The sequence below is a fragment of the Streptomyces uncialis genome (assembly GCF_036250755.1).
GTDB classification, from domain to species: domain Bacteria; phylum Actinomycetota; class Actinomycetes; order Streptomycetales; family Streptomycetaceae; genus Streptomyces; species Streptomyces uncialis.
In genome coordinates, this window is the sequence record NZ_CP109583.1 from 5,739,416 (window position 1) to 5,757,706 (window position 18,291).

An 18,291-nucleotide genomic window follows, 5' to 3' on the forward strand; every position below is an offset into this window, starting at 1 on the left:
GGCGGGTTCAGGAGGGGCCGGGCGGTTCTGCGGCCGGGGTGGGGCGGGTGCCGGGCGGGCAGAACACGGCCGTCAGCAGTGGCAGCTCCCCGCCCGGCCGGGGCGGTGTGTCGGTGTCCGCGCGGTAGGTGACGGCCCGGGTGCCGTCGGCGGCGACCGCGCTGCGGGCCCAGGTGCCGGGAATCCGGCCGGCGTGGCCCCAGACGGTGACCCCGCACGGCAGTTCCGTGGGAAGGACACCCATGCCGTACACACCTCCGGTGGCCCGGGTGTCCAGCATCGTCCGCAGCTGCGGCGGCGCCAGCAGCGCGCCGCTCAGCAACGCCGTGTGGAAGGCGTTGAGGTCGTCCAGTGTCGACACCAGGTCACCGGACGCGCCCGCCGCCCGGGGGGTGGCCGGGAAGCGGGTGCCCGTCAGCCCCAGCGGGAGGATCAACCGGCGGCGGACCTCCCGCGCGTAGGAGCGGCCGGTCACCCGCTCGACCACCTCGCCGAGGACGACGTAGTTGGTGTTGGAGTAGTGGAACCCGCCTCTCGGGGCGGGCCGCTGTGCCAGCGCGATCGAGAGCGCCCGGGCCACGGACACCCGGCCCGTCCCCCGGGTCCGGGCCGCGAAGTCCCGCAGCCCGGAGGTATGGGTGAGCAGCTGACGGAGGGTGACGGCCCGTCCGTCGTTGCCGTTGCCCCGGATCAGCCCGGGGAGATAGGTGTCCACCGGGGCGTCCAGCGACAGTTCGCGTTCGGCGGCGAGCTGGAGGACGACCGTCGCGACGAAGGTCTTGGTGAGGCTGCCCGCGGGGAAGGGCGCGGCCCGGGTGAGGGCGGGTCCGGTGCGGACGAAGTGGCCGGAGTCACCGGCCGTGGCGAGGGCCGCGACGGTCCGGGCCTTGCCCTCACGGGTCAGGGAGGGGAGGGTGGCTGACAGTGCCGTGACGGTCGGCGCGGTCCACGCCGGAGGCGTGTGCGGCGCGGAACCGGCCGGCACGGGAAACAGCAGGGTCAAGGCCAGCAACAGGGCGAACGGAGCCCGGTACCGTACGGTTGCCGCGCTGAGCCGCCGGAGCGGGGGACGCCGCGACAACGCGGTGCCGGATACGGGCACGACCGTTCCTCCCTTGACCCGGCCATCATCGACGACGGCCGACCCGGGGCGTCGGGCGGTCCCCCGGTGGGGGACAATGAAGGCTCTGTCAGGGCGGGTTGCACGAGGGGACGCATGTCGGACGCGGAGCAGAAGGGCGAGGCCCGGCAGGACCAGAGGGACGCCCGGACCGGGGAGCGGGACGACGAGGAGTCCGGTACGAGGTCGGGCGCCGGTTCCACGGGCGGGGCCGCCCCGGCGGCCCCCCGCAGGCCGGGCGGAGTGATCCTCGGCAAGTCCGGTGCGCGCGGCGGCGATCGGGCCGCCGGGTCCGGAGCGGGGACCGGCGTGCGGGCCGGTCGCTCCGGCGCGGACCAGGACGGTGACGCCGGACGGGACGCCGTGTCGAGCACGAGTGGCGCACCGGGCACGGGCGGTGGACCGGGCACGAGTGGTGGGCCGGGCCAGGCGCCCGATCCCCGTGCCCTGCCCCCGGCCGGCCGGGCCGGGAAGTCCGACCGGGGCGGTGCGGCCTCCGGTCTGTCGGGAAGTCAGTCCGACGGGGGATCAGCGGAACCGCCCGCCGCCGCTCCCTCGCCGTCGGCCCCCGTCGCCCCGGCGACGGCGTCACCCTCCGCGGCGGAGCCGTCCGGCCGTCCCACGGACCGTAAGCCCGCCGTGCCCGCGGACCGTAAGCCCACCGAGCCTGTGGGACGTAGGTCTGCCGAGCCCGCGGACCGGGAACCCGTGGGGCCCGCGGCCCGGAAGTCTGCGGACCGCGAAGCCGCCGGGTCTGCCGACCGCGAGCCCACCGACCGGGAACCCGCGGACCGCAAGCCCGCCGAGCCCGCCGACCGCAAGCCCACTGACCGGGAATCCGCCGACCGTAAGCCCGCCGAACCCGTCGACCGCGAAGCCCCGGACCGGGAACCCGCCGACCGCGGGCCCGCCGGTGTCCCCGCGCCCCGCGGCACGGAGAAGAACCCGGACCCGGACCCCGGCAGGGCCAAGGGCACGGAGGGGAACCGGAACCCGGAACCGGACCCGGCCAAGGGGGCCGGGAAGTCCTCCCTCGGGGACGGCGGCAAGGACGTCGCGCCCGCGCGGAGCGAACCCGTCAAGCGGGAGGAGCCCGCCGCGAAGTCCGGCCGGACCGCGCCCGCCCCCGCCCGGAACCGCGGCGCCACCCCCGCCGCCCCCGAACGTCTGCTCGCCGGGCGCTACCGGCTCGGTGATGTGCTCGGCCGGGGCGGGATGGGCACCGTATGGCGGGCCCAGGACGAGATCCTGGGCCGGACCGTCGCCGTCAAGGAACTCCGCTTCCCCAACAGCATCGACGAGGAGGAGAAGCGCCGTCTCATCACCCGCACCCTGCGGGAGGCGAAGGCGATCGCGCGTATCCGCAACAACAGCGCGGTGACCGTCTACGACGTGGTGGACGAGGACGACCGGCCGTGGATCGTGATGGAGCTGGTGGAGGGCAAGTCCCTCGCCGAGGCCATCCGCGAGGACGGACTGCTGACACCCCGCCGCGCCGCCGAGGTCGGACTCGCGGTGCTCGACGTGCTGCGCGCCGCCCACAGCGAGGGCATCCTGCACCGCGATGTGAAGCCGTCGAACGTGCTCATCGCCGACGACGGCCGGGTCGTGCTCACGGACTTCGGGATCGCCCAGGTCGAGGGCGACCCGTCCATCACCTCGACGGGCATGCTCGTCGGCGCCCCCTCGTACATCTCGCCGGAGCGGGCCCGTGGCCACCGGCCCGGACCGGCGGCCGACCTGTGGTCGCTCGGCGGACTGCTGTACGCGTCCGTGGAGGGCATCCCCCCGTACGACAAGGGCTCCGCGATCGCGACCCTGACCGCCGTGATGACCGAGCCCCTCGACCCGCCGCAGAACGCGGGTCCGCTGGAGGAGGTCATCTACGGGCTGCTGGCCAAGGACCCCGAGCAGCGGCTCGACGACGCCGGGGCGCGTGCGCTGCTGACCCATGTCGTCAGCGCGCCCGAGGGGACCGTCACCGCGGGCAGCGATCCGACGATGGTCGTCGCCATGCCGGTCGTCCCCCAGTCCGTGGGCGACCGCAAGGGCGAGCGGTGGGGCGAACGCAAGAAGCGGTCCGCCCGCAAGGGCGCGGCGGGCGCGGTCGGTGCCGCGGGCGCGGTCGCGCCCGGAGCGGCCCGCCCGGTGCCGCCGCCGCCCCGCCCGGCGCCCGCCGTCGGGTCGTCCGCGTCCGGCGCACCGGCCACGGACCGGCCCGCGCGGCCGGGCGGCGCCGGATCGGCGCATGACGGCTACGGTCCGCCGACGACCGGTCTCCTCGCCGGGTACAACGCAGGGGCGGCCACCGGAGCCCCCGCCGGCCGGTCCGCCGGTACGGGTACGGGTGCGGCCGGAGCGCCGGGCACCCCCGTACCGTCCGCCTCCGCCTCCGGTCCGGTGGACCGGTCGGCGACGGGGTCCGCCGCGCCCAGGGCGGCGCTGACCGATGTGGTGCCGCGCCGCACCCTGATGGTGATCGCCATGGTCGTGGCGATCGCGGTGATCGCGGGGATCGTCGCGCTGGTGATGCGCGAGGACCCCGGGACCGGGGCCAAGACCAGCGACAAGGTCGCGTCCAGCGGCGCCACCACCGGTGACGACGACAAGGACGGCGGCGAGAAGGACGGCGCCGCGCCCGACGGCCCGACCCCCGGCCCGGACGGCGCCACCAAGGACACCGGCGACGGCAAGGACACCGAGGGCACCGGCACGGGCAGCGACCCGGGCAAGGGCACGACGACGGACCCGGCGACCACCCCCGGCAAGGACGGCTCCGGCAAGGACCAGGGCAAGGACGACGGCAAGGACAAGGGCAAGAACGACGGCTCGGGCTCCGGGACCGGGGTGGCGTCCACGTACAAGCACGGCCAGGGCTTCTCCGTGGGACTGCCCGAGGGCTGGTCGTTCCGCTCCACGAGCGCCGCCGGAGCGCGGTTCACCGGCCCCGGCGGCCAGCGGCTGCTGATCGGCTGGACGAGCACCCCGAAGAGCGACGCGGCGGCCGACTGGCGCAACCAGGAAGGCTCCATGCGCCGGGCCCAGTACGAGCGGATACGGATAGAGAGCGTCGGCTTCCGCGGCTGGGAGTCGGCGGACTGGGAGTTCACGTATGTCGAGGGCGGCACCAAGTACCGGGTGACCAACCGCGGCTTCGTGGTCGACTCCAGCCAGGGCTACGCCATCATGTACACCGCCAAGGCGGCCGACTGGAGCGGTGACGAACGCCGGGAGACCTGGCGGACCTTCACCCGCACCTTCCAGCCACGCTCCTGAAAGGCCGTCCGCCGCACCCGCACGGCGCCCCGTACCGCCCGATGCCTGGTCCGGGCCCCGCCCGGTAAGGGCAGCGGGCATCCCGGACGGCACGGAACGGCCCCGCGGACCACCGGAATCCGCCGTTCCGTACGACCGCCGCCATCGAACGTCGTAGGAGATCCGGCATCCGCGCTGGACGCCTGGCCTCCGGCACGTATCGTGAAGGGTCGCGAACCGTACGCGGCGGCAACGCCGACGCACCACGTACGCCGCCGACCGACCGCAGGAACCACCGGGAACACCCGAACAGGGGGAGCGACGTGGACGACTACGCGGGGCGCGTGCTCGCCGACCGCTACCGCCTGCCGCTCGTGGCGCCCGACGAACACGAAGCGGCGTATCTGCGGGCCTTCGACACCTACAGCGGGCAGGAAGTCCTCGTCCGGCAGGTGCCGTTGCCGGAGATCGTCGAGGCCGAGGTGCTCGGCGCGGACGGACTGCCCGAGGGGTTCGCCCTCGACGACAGTGCCCGGGCCACCGCCGCCCGCGCCGCCGACCCGGCCGTGCGCCGCGCGATCGAGGCCGCCCAGGCCGCCGCGCAGGTCCCCGACCACCCCCGGCTCGACCAGGTCTTCGACGTGTTCGCCGAGGGCGGCTCGCTGTGGATCGTCAGCGAACTGGTCCCCGCCCGGCCGCTGTCCGCGCTGCTCGCCGAGGAACCGCTGAGCCCGTACCGCGCGGCCGAGGTCGCCGCCGATGTGCTCACCGGGCTGCGCGCCCTGCACGCGCACGGCTGGGTGCACCGCAACATCACCGCGCGCACGGTGATGATCTGCGAGGACGGCCGGGTCATGCTGACCGGACTCGCGGTCGGGGCGGCCGAGGAGGCCCTGTGCGGGTACGACCCCCGCCCGGACGACGGTCCCGGCGCCGGGACCCCGGACACCCCCCGCGGCCATGTCGGTGACGGCGGCGGCTTCGGCGGGGCGCCCGCCGGTGGCCGCGCCACCGTCGCCGGACCCTGGAACGGCGCGACCGGCCCGGAACCCGGCACCGCGTCCGACCCGTACGGCCGCCCGCCGGGCTCCGCCACCGGCGGTACGTCCACCGGCGGTGGACGTACCTGGGCCGAGGCCACCGGAGCCACCCGGCCCCTCCCGGCCGTCGGCGGCACGGACGCCCCCGGCGCCCCGGACGGCCCCGATCTGGGCCCCCGGTTGTCCGACGGGAGCTCCGACGCCCGGGCCGCCCGCGCCGGGGCCATCGCCGCGTACCGTGCCGGAACCCGCGCCGCCGCCCGCGTCGGCGACGAACAGCGCGATGATGAGCAGCGCGGTGACGAGCAGCGCGGTGACGAGCAGTTCCGCGACGAACTGTTCGGCACGGAACCCGACGGCTGGACCCCGGACCATTCCGGCACCCGGAACCACCCAGGCGCCCCCGACCACTACGGCGCCCCGGACCAGTACGGCGAGCCGGACGCCCCCGGCGTCGGGTACCAGCCGCAGCACGGCCGGATCACCGACCCGTACGGCGTCCAGCGCGACCCCGGACACCAGCCGCAGGGCGACCCCTGGCACGGCGCGCGCCCCCGCGGCACCGGCGCCCCGGAACTGCCGCCCGCCGAACCGCGGTCACCCGCGCCCGACGAGGCCAGGACCAGGCCGCTGCCCGAGTTCCGCACCTCGTTCCGCGACCAGACAGGGCACGGCACCGCCGGGATCACCGGGCCGGGCCGCGTCCCCGTCCAGCCCACCCCCGCCGCCGCACCGGGCGCAACCCCCGAGCGGGCCCCCGCACCCCGGGCCCCCGCGCCGGAGCCCCGCCAGGACGGCTGGGGCGCCCGCCCCGCCGCACCCCGCCGGGGACCCGCGACCGCCCTCACCGCCGAACGCGCCCGCCAGGCCCGGATGGCCGTCGTCGGCCCGGTCACCGAACGCTGGGCACCCGAACAGGCCGGGCCCGTCCACGACAACTGGCAGCTCGCCGCGCCCATCGGGCCCGCGACCGACCTGTGGGCCCTCGGCGCGCTGCTCTTCCGCGCCGTACAAGGGCACGCCCCCTACCCCGAGGACAGCACCGCCGAACTCGTCCAGCTGGTGTGCGCGGAACCCCCGGCCTTCGCCGAGGAGTGCGGCCCGCTGCGGCCCGTCGTCGAGTCGCTGCTGCGCCAGGACCCCACCGAGCGGCCCGACTTCGAGGAGCTGCGCGGCTGGCTGCGCTCCCTGGTCCGCTCCGCGCCCGAACCCGACGCGGGCACCTTCGTCATCGCCGCGCCCCCGCCGGACCCCCGGCGGCTCCCGGTGGTCCGCCGCCGCGGCGAATTGCTGCGCAGGCGGCGCAAGCGGCCCGCGTCCGCGTCCTCCCACCGCCGCCGCAAGCCCGCCCCCGCGAAGCCGAGGAACCTCGGCCGTACGCTGTTGGTGGTGGTCATGCTCGGACTCGCCGGAGCGGTCGCCTACGCCATGGTGTTCATGCCGCAGTCGGGCACCGGTACCAATACCGCCGACAAGCAGCGCACCAGCTCCGTCGGCGGCGACGGCGGTGACGCGCCCCGCGCCACCCCCGGCACGGACGGCCGGCCCGTGAACTCCCCGTCGCCCGACGGCAAGGAAACCGGCACCCCGGACGCCACCAGGAAGCCCGCCGAGAGCCCCGGCGCGGGCGGCCCGGCCGCCCCCGAGGGCTTCACCACGGCCAAGGACGCCGAAGGATTCAGCGTCGCCGTCGCCGACGGCTGGGACCGTCAGCCGAAGAACGCCAGCGGCCAGATCGTCTACTCCGGAGGCAGCTTCCAACTCCTCGTCGTCCCCGGGCGGGACTCCACGGGCGAGTTCGGCGCCGACCCGCTCATCTACATGCGCGAGAGCCAGCGCGAACTCACCCCGTTCCGCGACTCGACCTGGTCCAGCTCCAGCGGGATGCGCCGGATGGAGGTCGGCGGACAGGTCAGCGGCGAGGGCCAGTTCACCTGGACCGACACCGGCGGCGGCGAACTCTACGTACGCAACTACGCCGCGATCATCGACGGGCGTTACCACATCGTCCAGTTGCGCGGACCCGAGGCCGAACGCGACGAGGTCACCCGGCTGTACGAGCAGGCCAAGGCGTCCTACCGCGCGACCGGCTGACCCCCGCGGGTTCCTCGCGCACCCCACCCTCCCCAGCGGTCCGGCCCGAACGGCAGGGCCAAAAGGGCTGTCCCGCAGTCCCCGGCGGGCGCGCGACGACAGCTACGGCACCTCGCTGCGTTGTCGGATCACCCGAATACGCCCAGTACGAGGACGATCCTCCGCCTTGCGATGCACCGCGTCCGACGCCGCACGCGGATCCACCGGGGATCACGGGACAGCCCTTAGTCTGGTGGTCTGTCACCAGATCGCGGGGGAACGTGAATCAGATGCAGGGTGCGCTGCTCGCCGGACGGTACCGGCTCCATGAATCCATAGGCCGCGGCGGAATGGGCCGGGTGTGGCGCGCGCACGACGAAGTGCTCCACCGGGACATCGCCGTCAAGGAACTGACGGCCGCCCATTACGCCGACGAGGGCGAACGGGCCGTGCTGCTCGCCCGGACCCGCGCCGAGGCCCGCGCCGCCGCCCGCATCACCCACCCGGCCGTCGTCACCGTCCATGACGTCTTCGAGCACGACGAACGTCCTTGGATCGTCATGGAACTCGTCGACGGCGGCTCGCTCGCCGGCGCCGTCGCCGAACGGGGCCGCATCGCCCCCGAGGAGGCCGCCCGCACCGGACTGTGGGTGGCCCGCGCGCTGCGCGCCGCGCACACGGCGGGTGTGCTGCACCGCGATGTGAAGCCCGCGAACGTGCTGCTCGCCGGCGATGGCCGGGTACTACTGTCCGACTTCGGGATCGCCCAGGTCGAGGGGGACTCCGGGATGACCCGGACCGGGGAGATCGTCGGCTCCGTCGACTACCTCTCCCCCGAACGCGTCCGGGGCGCCGACCCCGGCCCCGCCGCCGACCTGTGGGCGCTCGGCGCGACCCTGTACACGGCGGTCGAGGGCGTCTCACCCTTCCGCCGCGGCACCGCGCTCGCCACCTTCCAGGCCGTCGTCGACGAGGAACCCGCCGAACCCGCCCACGCCGGACCGCTCACGGCCGTCATCGCCGCGCTGCTCCGCAAGGACCCCGGGGACCGGCCCTCCGCCGAGGAGACCGAACGGCTGCTCGCCGAGGCCGCGGAGGGCCGCGGCCCCACCGTGAGCGGCGCCCCGGCCGGATACACCCCCACCAGCGCGGTCGCCCCGGAGACGCTCGCCGCGCTGCGCGAACCGACGCCGCCGCCCGCGCCGCCGACCCCGGCCGCCGGATTCCCGTCCGCCGTCACCACCACCAGCCCCACCCCGCCCCACGGCTACACACCGCCCGGCCCCCCTCAGCCCCCCACCCCGCCGACCGGCTACGCCCCGCACGGCACCCCGCCCCACGGCTACGCCGCCCACGGCACCCCGCCCACCGGCTACGCCCCGCACGGCACCCCGCCGGGCGGCTACCCCTACCCCTACCCGGTCGCGCCCCGGCCCGCGCGGCCCGGATGGCGGACCGTGACCGCCGTGGCCGTCGCCGTGGTCCTCGCGGGCGGCGGCGGGGCCCTCGCCCTGCGCTACCTCGACTGGAACTCCTCGGGTGACCCGTCCGCCGCGTCGAGCGGCACACCCACCGGCGCCGCCTCACCCTCCGCGTCACCGCCCACCGCCCCCGCCACGGGCGGCACGCCCGCCCCCAGCGCGGACACCGGGACACCCGCCCCCCTCGCCAGCCCCGAGGACACCCCGAAGCCCCGCGAGTCGCAGGACTCCGCCGCGACCCCCGAGCAGGGCTCCGACGCGGTCCCCGACGGCTTTGTACGCGCCAAGGACCCCGTGGGGTTCAGCCTCGCCGTCCCGGAGGGCTGGGAACGCGAGGTCAACGGCAGCCAGATCGACTACACCGCCGACGGGGGAGAGCACTTCATCCGGATCGGGTACGACCCCGCGACCGACTACGACACCCCGTACGCCCACCTCGTCGACCTGGAGAAGCAGCTCAGCAGGCTCCCCGACTACACCCGCCGCGACCTGACGTCCAACACCTTCCGGGACCGGCCCGGCGCGCGCTGGGAGTTCACCTGGACCTCGGAAGGCAAGAGCACCCTCCCCGGTCCGCGCCGCGCGGTCGAGCAGGCGTACGTGACCCGGGACGGCGCCGAATACGTGATCTACATGTCCGGCCCGGCCGCCGACTGGAGCACCACCAGCGCCCAGTTCGAGACGGTGCTCAGGAGCTGGCGCGAGGAGGGATCGTGAACCCGGCCACCCGCCCGCACAGGTGGGGCATGATGGGCGGATGGGCACCGAGGGGGACAGCACGGGCGTCAGTTCCCGTGTGATCGGGGGACGTTACCGGCTGCGCACCCGGCTGGGCCGCGGCGGTATGGGCATCGTGTGGGGCGCGGACGACGAACTGCTCGGCCGCCCCGTCGCCGTCAAGGAACTCCTCTCCGGGGACACCTCGCCCGGCGCCCCCGACCGCTGGCAGCGCGCCCGGACCCTGCGCGAGGCGCGGGCCGTCGCGGGGCTGCGCCACCCCGCGATCGTCGTCGTCCACGATGTCGTCGAGGACGGCGACGGCGCGTACATCGTCATGGAACTGGTCGAGGGCCGCTCACTTGCCGACCGGATCGACGGCTCCGGACCGGTGGACCCGGCGGAGGCGGCCCGGATCGGGGTCGCGCTGCTCGGCGCGCTGTCCGCCGCCCACGAGGCGGGTGTGCTGCACCGGGACATCAAGCCCGACAACGTCCTGCTGGAGGCCCGGACGGGCCGGGTCGTGCTCACGGACTTCGGGGTCGCCCGGGTGCCGGGCGCCCGCACCCTCACCGAGGACGGGCTGTTCGTGGGGTCGCCCGAGTACACCGCGCCCGAGCGGATGTCCGGCTCGTCCGGCGGCCCGGAGGCCGATCTGTGGTCCCTGGGGGTGCTGTTGTGCGCGGCGCTGAGCGGGCGGTCGCTGTTCCGGCGGGAATCCATCAGCGGGACGCTGCACGCGGTGGTGGTCGACGAGATCCGGCCGCCCGCGGAGGCGGGGCCGCTGCTGCCCGTGGTGTCCGGTCTCCTGGAACGCGATCCCGGGCGGCGGCTCGACGCCCAGGAGGCGGAACGCTTACTCCACACATACCTCGCCACGTCACCCCCACCGGGGACAGCGCCCCCGGCTTCGCCCCCGTCCTCTTCCTCTGCGGGGCCCGTCGCTTCCGCGTCGTCGGGCGGCGCGGCAGTACCGGCCGGTTCCACGGCGACCGGTTCCACGGCGACGGGGCCCGTGACGGCCGGTTCCGTCGTCGCCGGGTTGCCGGGCTCGCACGCCCCGCTGGGTGAGGACGCGTCGCTGTCCGGGGCGCGGGCGGCGCGCAAGGCGCCCGTTCCGTCCGGTGGGCCGGGGCAGGGTCCACCGGTCTCCGGCGGCGCCGCACCGAAGGTCGTGGTCACCTCCGTCCGGCCGGTGTGGAGCACCTTCCTGCTGATCATCCTGGCGGCTGTCCTCGCCGGTGCCGGGATGTCCGCCGCGGTGCTGCTGTACGAGCGCGGCCGGGAGCGGGACGACCGGCCCGTGAGCGTGGACCCCGGTGCCCCCGAGGTGTCCGCCCCCGGGAAGCCCTCCACCGCGGTGACGGCCCCCACCCGGCCCGCCGCCTCGACATCCGCCCCGGTGGACCCGTCCCCCGGGAGCGGCGGCCCGCCCCCGTACATGCCACCGCCGAGCCCCACGGCGACCGTCACGGTGACTCGTGCGCCCAGCTCCGCGCCGATGGCCGTGCCCTCCGATCCGTCCCCGGTACGGGTGCCCATCGGCTACCGCCGGGTCGACGCGGACGGCGGGCTGTCGCTGGCCGTCCCCCAGACGTACACCCGCAGGAACGCGGGGCACTGGACGTTCTATGTCTCGCCGGACGGGGCGATCCGCGTCGGTGTCCGGGTCGCCGCGGCGGAGCCCGGTGGGCCGGTGGAGTCGCTGCGGCGGGACCATGGCAGGGGCCGCGACCGCAAGGGGGTGGTGACGCCGACCACGCATCGTGGCCATCCGGCCGGGATCTGGGAGTCGGCGTCGAAGAAGGGCGGGGGGCGGTTCGGTGTCGACCTCGCCTGGCAGACCGACGCGCACCTCTACAACGTGCTGGTGATGGGGCCCGCCGAGCGGGAGGCGGAGGCGCGGACGCAGTTCGACACGGTGCGGGGTTCGACGGCCCAGTGACCTCCGCCGGCCGCCTTCGCTGGCGCTTCCCAGGTCCGTCCGGCCTTCCGCGCTTGTTCCCGTGCGGGTCGCCTTCGCTTGCGCTTCCGAGGTCTGTCCGGCTGAACGCGCTTGTCCCTGTGCCGTCGCTCGTGGGGTGCGCAGTTCCCCGCGCCCCTGAGGTCGCGCCCCCTTCGGTTCCCGTTCGGGTGCGGGTGGTCCTTGGTTGCTCGCGCAGTTCCTCGCGCCCCTGGGGTTCCCCACCTGGACGTACTTGTTCCTGTGCGGGGTCGGACGGGGGTGCGCAGTTCCCCGCGCCCCTTTGGGGGCGGCCCTTCATGTTGTCCGTCGTCTGCGGAACCACCCTCCTCGCGGACTCGCCCGGCTACGTAAGGGGGTGGGCGGGAATCTCTGCTCGCAGACTCCGATGCTCTTCAGTCGAGTCACGGAACGTCGTACCGAGCGTGTCGGATCGAGGACGGAGAATCCCGACCGGCCCCGACCCGAAGAACAAGCAGATGGCGCCCCGATAGGGGCGCGGGGAACTGCGCAAAACCCACGGACGACGGCACAGGAACAAGCGCGTCCAGCACAAGAAACCCAGGGGCGCGAGGAACTGCGCAAACCCACCGAGCGACGGCACAGGAACGGAGGGCGCAAGGCCGGACGGACCTGGGAAGCGCCAGCGAAGGCGGCCCGTACACAAAACCCGGCGGTACGCCTACGCTCGGGTCATGACGGACTCGCGGCACACCGCCACCCCCCATCCCCCCACCACCAACCCCCCCGCCCCCACGCCGGCAGGCGTCCGCGCGGCGGACGACGTGGTCACCCCGGAACTGGTGGCCCAGCTCACCAAGGGAATAGTGGGCACGGGCAGGACCGCGAACCACACCCCGTTCACCGGCCGCGAGCTCGCCGCCCTCCCCGAGTCCACCCCCGACGACGTGGCGACGGCGTTCCAGCGGGCCCGTACCGCCCAGCCGGTCTGGGCGGCGACCCCGGCGAGGACCCGCGCCGCCGTCGCGCTCCGGTTCCACGACCTGCTGCTGGCACGCCAGGCCGAGGTGCTGGACCTGATCCAGCTGGAGACCGGCAAGGCCCGGCTGCACGCCCATGAGGAGGTGCAGGCGGTCGCCATAGCGGCCCGGCACTACGGCCGCAAGGGGCCGTCGTATCTGCGCCCGAAGCGGCACACGGGCGCGGTCCCCGCCCTGACCAAGGTCACCGAACTGCGCCAGCCCCGTGGGGTGGTCGGCCAGATCGCCCCCTGGAACTACCCGCTGGAACTCTCCGTCGGGGACGCCCTGCCCGCGTTCCTCGCGGGCAACGCGCTGGTGATGAAGCCGGACACCGAGACCGCGCTCACCGCCCTGTGGGCACGCGATCTGCTGGTCGAGGCGGGGCTGCCCGCCGAGGTGTTCCAGGTGGTGCTGGGCGACGGCCCGGTCATCGGCCCGGAGATCGTGCGGCACGCCGACTATGTGTCGTTCACCGGCTCGACCCGTACCGGCCGGGAGGTCGCCCAGGGCGCCGCGGCCCGGCTGATCGGCGCCTCGCTGGAGCTGGGCGGCAAGAACGCGATGCTCGTCCTCGCGGACGCGGACATCGAGAAGGCGGCGGCGGGAGCGGTCCGCGCCTGCTTCTCCTCCGCCGGACAGCTCTGTGTGTCGGTGGAGCGGCTGTACGTCCATGAGTCCGTCGCGGACGTCTTCCTCGACCGGTTCGCCGCCCGCACCAGGGCCATGCGGCTGGGCACCGCCCTGGCGTACGGGGCCGACATGGGTTCCCTCGTCGGGCAGCGGCAGCTCGACACCGTCGTACGGCACGTGGACGAGGCCGTCGCCAAGGGCGCGACCGTCCTCGCGGGCGGGGTCGCGCGCCCCGACATCGGCCCGTACTTCTACGAGCCGACCATCCTCGACGGCGTCGAGGCGCCCATGGCGGTGTGCGCGGAGGAGACGTTCGGCCCGGTGGTCTCCGTCTACCGGTTCACCGACGAGGCGGACGCCGTCGCCCGCGCCAACTCCACCGAGTACGGGCTGAACGCCTCGGTGTGGACGAAGGACGGCCGCCGGGGCCGTGCGATCGCCGCCCGGCTGCGGTCCGGCACGGTGAACGTCAACGAGGGCTACGCGTCGGCGTACGGCAGTGTCCAGTCACCGATGGGCGGGATGAAGGACTCGGGGCTCGGGCGGCGGCACGGCTCCGAGGGCATCCTGAAGTACACGGAGGCCCAGACGGTCGCCCAGCAGCGGATCGTCCCCATGGGCCCGTCGTTCGGGATGACCGACGAGCAGTACGCCGTGTTCATGAGCCGGTCCCTGCGGGTGATGAAGGCCCTGCGGCTGCGCTGACCGGCCCCACCTACCGGCACGTACCCACGGAGGCAGCGGTGGCACAGGAGCACGACCAGGACCGGGGGGACGGCCACGCGTACGACTACGACGTGGTCGTCGTCGGGTCGGGGTTCGGGGGAGCCGTCTCCGCGCTGCGGCTCAGCGAGAAGGGGTACCGGGTCGGTGTCCTGGAGGCGGGCCGCCGCTTCACCCGGGACACGCTGCCGCGCGACTCCTGGGACCTGCGCCGCTATCTGTGGGCCCCGGCCCTCGGGCTGTACGGCATCCAGCGCATCCATCTGCTGGGCAAGGTGATGGTCCTCGCCGGGGCGGGCGTCGGCGGCGGCTCCCTCAACTACGCCAACACCCTGTACGTGCCGCCGGACGCGTTCTTCCAGGACCCCCAGTGGCGGGACATCACCGACTGGCGGGCGGAGCTGGCGCCGTACTACGACCAGGCGCGGCGGATGCTCGGCGTACGGCTCAACCCGACGGTGACCCCCTCCGACGTCCATCTGAGGGCCGCGGCCGAGGCGATGGGCGCCGGGGACACCTTCCATATGGCGCCCGTCGGGGTGTTCTTCGGGGACGGCCGGGACGCGGACGGCGCGGCGCGGGCGCGGCCCGGTGACGAGGTCCCCGACCCGTACTTCGGCGGCGCCGGACCCGCGCGCCGCGCCTGCACCGAGTGCGGGGAGTGCATGACCGGCTGCCGGCACGGCGCGAAGAACACCCTGGGCGAGAACTATCTCCATCTCGCGGAGCGGTCCGGCGCGGTGATCCACCCGATGACCACGGCCGTCGCGCTGACCGAGGACGGGCGCGGCGGGTACGCCGTGCGGACGGTCCCCACCGACGCCCGCCGCAAGGGCCCGCCGCGCGTCTTCCGGGCCCGGCGGGTCGTCCTCGCCGCCGGGACGTACGGGACGCAGACCCTGCTGCACCGGATGAAGGCGGACGGGCTGCTGCCGAGGCTGTCCGACCGGCTGGGCACCCTCACCCGCACCAACTCCGAGGCGCTGGTGGGCGCCCGGACCCATGACCGCCGCTACCGCGCCCGGCACGGCCACCCGAGGGCCGACTTCACCCGGGGCGTGGCGATCACCTCGTCCGTCCACCCCGACGCCGACACCCATATCGAACCCGTGCGGTACGGCAAGGGGTCCAACGCGATGGGCTGGCTGACGATCCTCCAGGTCCCCTACCGGCCCCGCCGCCGGGTCCGCGGCTGGCTCGGGAACATGGCCCGACACCCCTGGCTCGCGCTGCGGTCGCTGTCCAACCGGCGGTGGTCGGAGCGGACGATCATCGGGCTGGTGATGCAGTCCCTCGACAACTCCCTGACGACCTCCCTCAAAGCGGGCGGCCCCGGCAGGGGACTGCTCACCGCGCGCCAGGGCCACGGGGCGCCCAACCCCGGGCAGATAGCCGCCGCCACCCGGGCCGCGGAACTGCTCGCCGAGGAGATCAACGGCTTCCCCGGCTCCAACGTGGGCGAGCTGCTGGGGATGCCGCTGACCGCGCACTTCCTCGGCGGCTGCCCGGTCGGTGACTCACCGGCGACGGGCGTCATCGACCCCTACCACCGGCTGTACGGGTATCCCGGGGTGTCCGTCGTGGACGGGGCGGCCGTCTCCGCGAACCTCGGGGTCAACCCCTCGCTGACGATCACCGCCCAGGCGGAGCGGGCGATGTCGCTGTGGCCCAACGCGGGCGACCCCGACCCCCGCCCCGCGCCGGACGCCCCGTACCGCCGGACGGCGCCCGTCGCCCCGCGCCACCCGGCCGTGCCCACCGGCGCGTTCGGCGCCCTGCTGCTCCCCGTCCCACGCGTCCCGCCCAGGCCCGCGCCGTCCTGATCGCGTCCCCCGGGAAATGTGAAGGACCCGCACCCCCCTCCGAGTGCGGGTCCTTCACGTATGGGGGTGGCCGTTACCGGGCCGTGGGGGCCGACTTGCGCTTGCGGGCGATGAACACGGCGGCGCCGCCCGCGATGACGGTGATCCCGCCGAACAGACCGATCATCGGCAGCGCGGACGACGATCCGGTCGCGGCCAGGTTGCCGGTGACCGGCTGCTGGTTGACGACGCCCTGCGGCTTCGTCGCGGGGCCGGGCTTCGGCTTGCCGCCCTCACCGTCGCCGTCGCCGGGTGTGGCCTCGCCCGGGTCCTGCACGGAGCTGCCAGGCGTCAGCACGGTGAAGTACGCGTCGGTGCCGAAGCTCTCGGCGGCGCACTGCCGGCCGTCGACCGTGTCGAGGTAGCCGCCGGAGCCGAACGCGTAGCCGTCACCGGCGGGCGCGTTCTTCTTGATGTCGAGCCGCAGCTTGCTGGTGACGTAGTCCTGCGGCTTCATCGTGTCGACCCCGGTGAAGTAGGCACCGGCCCACTCGGACAGCTCGCCGTTCTCACCGACGTAGGTGTCGCGGACCTCGCGCCACTCCTTGTCCTCCACGTCGAAGAACTGGAGCGACACGTACGGGGAGAGGAACCGCGACGGGTCGTCGACCTCGAAGTTCTCCACCTCGGCGTAGAACGCGACCTCGTTGAGGTCGGCCCTGGAGGTGTTGGTGGTCGTGAGCGTGAACTCGTGCCAGCCCGTACCGGCGACGATCTTCCCCGGGAGACCGGAGAGCTTCGTCTCCAGCGCGGTCTCCTCGTAGTCCTCGTCGATCTCGTCGCACCGGGGGTAGTCGCCGGGGTCCTCGGTCGGCTCGGGCTCGCTCGGCTTCCCGGTCCCGGGCTCGTCGGTCCCTCCGGAGGTCTCCGACTCGCCGGGCTTCCCCGGCCCGGTGGGACCGGTCGGGCTCTGCGAACCGGGGTCGCTGGTGCCGGACGAGGTGTCCGACGGCGCGGGGCTCGTGCTCTGGGAGTCCGAGGGGCCCGGGGAGGCGGAGGTGCTCGCCGAGGACGAGGCCGAGTCGGAGGCGGTCGGGCTCGTGGAGTCCGACGGCTCACCGGTGGGCGGGGTGGACGCCGGGGACGACGCGGGTGCCGACTCGCTCGGGGTGGCCGACGGCGATCCCGTCGCGTGGGCGAGCGGCGCCGACAGCAGGGCGACCGGGCCGATGACGGCCGTGGCGGCTGCGGCGGCCATGGCACGGCGAAGCTTCATGCAGACCTCGAAATTGTCCGGTGTACCGGGGCGACGGCACGGGTGCGGCGGCCGTCCGCGCTACGCGCGTGGCCCTTGGTTCTCCAGGTGTGACACACGGTCCCGGTGAATGGTTGTCCGGATACTCACACAATTCTTATGTGACGTGGATCACTTGAGGAGGCCTGTCCGGCGCCGGACACGACGAAGGGCCCCGCGGGGCGGGGGCCGCGGGGCCCTTCGGGCGGCGGTGACGTCAGGGCAGCGTCAGCACCGCGCGGAGCGGCGCCGAGGGGGGGAGACGGCGCCGTGGGGAAGAACAATGAGGGGGCGGGACGGGATCGTGAGCGGGACGGCGCACCGGAGACGATCGGCCCCGGGCGTCCCCGGAGCCGACCGTTTCACTTGGGTGACCGGGCTGCTGTCCCCTGCCGACCGGTCACGGAAACCGGAGCGAGGTCCCACGACGTCCGGCACGATCCGTACGTCTCACCGCTCCAGCGAAGCCACGCGTGGTTGTCGCCCGCCCCTGGCTGGCACGGACACCGGGACAACGACGCCCGCCGCGCCCCGGTCACGCGCCGTACGGGTGAGAGCGGGCCCGAACTCAGATACGACCCCGGCACAGTTCGAGCAGCGTCATCGCCAGCGAGGTGCCCGGCCTGCCGAGGGCGTCACGGAAGTGCTCCAGGACCTCCATCTCCCGCGAGAGATTCACCCGCCGCCCGCCGGAGGTGATCCGGGCCTCCTGGATCACCGCGGACACCGCCATCCGCTCCTGGACGAGACCGATGATCCGGTCGTCCAGGGCGTCGATCCGTTCCCGGGCGTCCGCGATGGTCCCGGCCGCCTCCTCGGTACGGGCGCCGGTCCGCTCGGTGGCGCTGAGCACGGGGGACGGGCGGCCGGTCGTGCTGGTGCGCTCGGCTTCGGACGTCGTCATGGTGGGGCTCCTCGGTGTCGGTGGTTCGCTGGGCGGGGCAGGGTCTTGCTCGACGGCCAACGGGCGACACGGCCCGGACAGCAGAAACGCCCCGGCCTTGTCGGCCCGGGGCGCCTGGGAGTGCTTGTCAGGTGATCAAGCAGCACGACCATGGCAGCCGGCGGGCCGGTTGCCATAGGTAAAGCGGAAGGTCAGGTGCTTGGTCACCCGGACATTATGCCCCCGGCCCCGTACGCCCGGTCAATCCATGGGCACCGGCCGCCCGGATGCTGAGACGGACCGCCCGGTCACCCTGGGTGCCCGCCC

General features: G+C 74.6%; 9 protein-coding genes. 6 read left to right on the forward strand and 3 right to left on the reverse strand.

Annotated features, from left to right (window positions below; translation table 11 throughout):
• Window positions 1-7 precede the first annotated feature (7 nt).
• Window positions 8-1,102 carry a serine hydrolase domain-containing protein gene (locus OG711_RS24025; protein WP_329560340.1) on the reverse strand — a complete coding sequence of 365 codons (1,095 nt, stop codon included), beginning with the start codon at window positions 1,100-1,102 and terminating at the stop codon, window positions 8-10.
• A gap of 1,233 nt (window positions 1,103-2,335) precedes the next feature.
• Here OG711_RS24025 and OG711_RS24030 point away from each other — a divergent pair.
• The 6 genes from OG711_RS24030 to OG711_RS24055 all read left to right on the forward strand — a co-directional run bounded on the left by OG711_RS24030 (window position 2,336) and on the right by OG711_RS24055 (window position 15,808).
• On the forward strand, window positions 2,336-4,396 hold the full coding sequence (locus OG711_RS24030; protein ID WP_456341301.1) for a serine/threonine-protein kinase: 2,061 nt from the start codon (window positions 2,336-2,338) through the stop codon (window positions 4,394-4,396).
• Window positions 4,397-4,698: 302 nt separating this feature from the next.
• Window positions 4,699-7,509, forward strand: a complete 2,811-nt coding sequence (locus tag OG711_RS24035) for a protein kinase domain-containing protein (protein WP_329560342.1) — start codon at window positions 4,699-4,701, stop codon at window positions 7,507-7,509.
• A gap of 269 nt (window positions 7,510-7,778) precedes the next feature.
• Window positions 7,779-9,686, forward strand: coding sequence for a protein kinase domain-containing protein (locus OG711_RS24040; RefSeq protein ID WP_329563990.1), 1,908 nt, complete (start codon window positions 7,779-7,781; stop codon window positions 9,684-9,686).
• A gap of 40 nt (window positions 9,687-9,726) precedes the next feature.
• Window positions 9,727-11,631, forward strand: coding sequence for a serine/threonine-protein kinase (locus OG711_RS24045; protein WP_329560344.1), 1,905 nt, complete (start codon window positions 9,727-9,729; stop codon window positions 11,629-11,631).
• 713 nt (window positions 11,632-12,344) lie between these two features.
• Window positions 12,345-13,967 carry a succinic semialdehyde dehydrogenase gene (locus tag OG711_RS24050; protein WP_329560346.1) on the forward strand — a complete coding sequence of 541 codons (1,623 nt, stop codon included), beginning with the start codon at window positions 12,345-12,347 and terminating at the stop codon, window positions 13,965-13,967.
• A gap of 38 nt (window positions 13,968-14,005) precedes the next feature.
• Window positions 14,006-15,808, forward strand: a complete 1,803-nt coding sequence (locus OG711_RS24055; protein ID WP_329560348.1) for a GMC family oxidoreductase — start codon at window positions 14,006-14,008, stop codon at window positions 15,806-15,808.
• 73 nt (window positions 15,809-15,881) lie between these two features.
• On the opposite strand, the gene OG711_RS24060 is transcribed toward OG711_RS24055, so the two are convergent.
• Together OG711_RS24060 and OG711_RS24065 are read right to left on the reverse strand one after the other, a co-directional pair.
• Entirely contained in the window at window positions 15,882-17,063 is a 1,182-nt protein-coding gene (locus tag OG711_RS24060) for a hypothetical protein (RefSeq protein WP_329560350.1), read from the reverse strand.
• Window positions 17,064-17,649: 586 nt separating this feature from the next.
• Window positions 17,650-17,985, reverse strand: coding sequence for a chorismate mutase (locus tag OG711_RS24065; RefSeq protein WP_073792819.1), 336 nt, complete (start codon window positions 17,983-17,985; stop codon window positions 17,650-17,652).
• Window positions 17,986-18,291 lie beyond the last annotated feature (306 nt).

Excerpts from the sequence above, each read along its gene's own strand:
- OG711_RS24050 (WP_329560346.1), top strand. The coding sequence starts at position 12,345 with ATGACGGACTCGCGGCACACCGCCACCCCCCATCCCCCCACCACCAAC.
- OG711_RS24065 (WP_073792819.1), bottom strand. The coding sequence starts at position 17,985 with ATGACGACGTCCGAAGCCGAGCGCACCAGCACGACCGGCCGCCCGTCC.
- OG711_RS24045 (WP_329560344.1), top strand. The coding sequence starts at position 9,727 with ATGGGCACCGAGGGGGACAGCACGGGCGTCAGTTCCCGTGTGATCGGG.
- OG711_RS24040 (WP_329563990.1), top strand. The coding sequence starts at position 7,779 with ATGCAGGGTGCGCTGCTCGCCGGACGGTACCGGCTCCATGAATCCATA.
- OG711_RS24030 (WP_456341301.1), top strand. The coding sequence starts at position 2,336 with ATGGGCACCGTATGGCGGGCCCAGGACGAGATCCTGGGCCGGACCGTC.
- OG711_RS24060 (WP_329560350.1), bottom strand. The coding sequence starts at position 17,063 with ATGAAGCTTCGCCGTGCCATGGCCGCCGCAGCCGCCACGGCCGTCATC.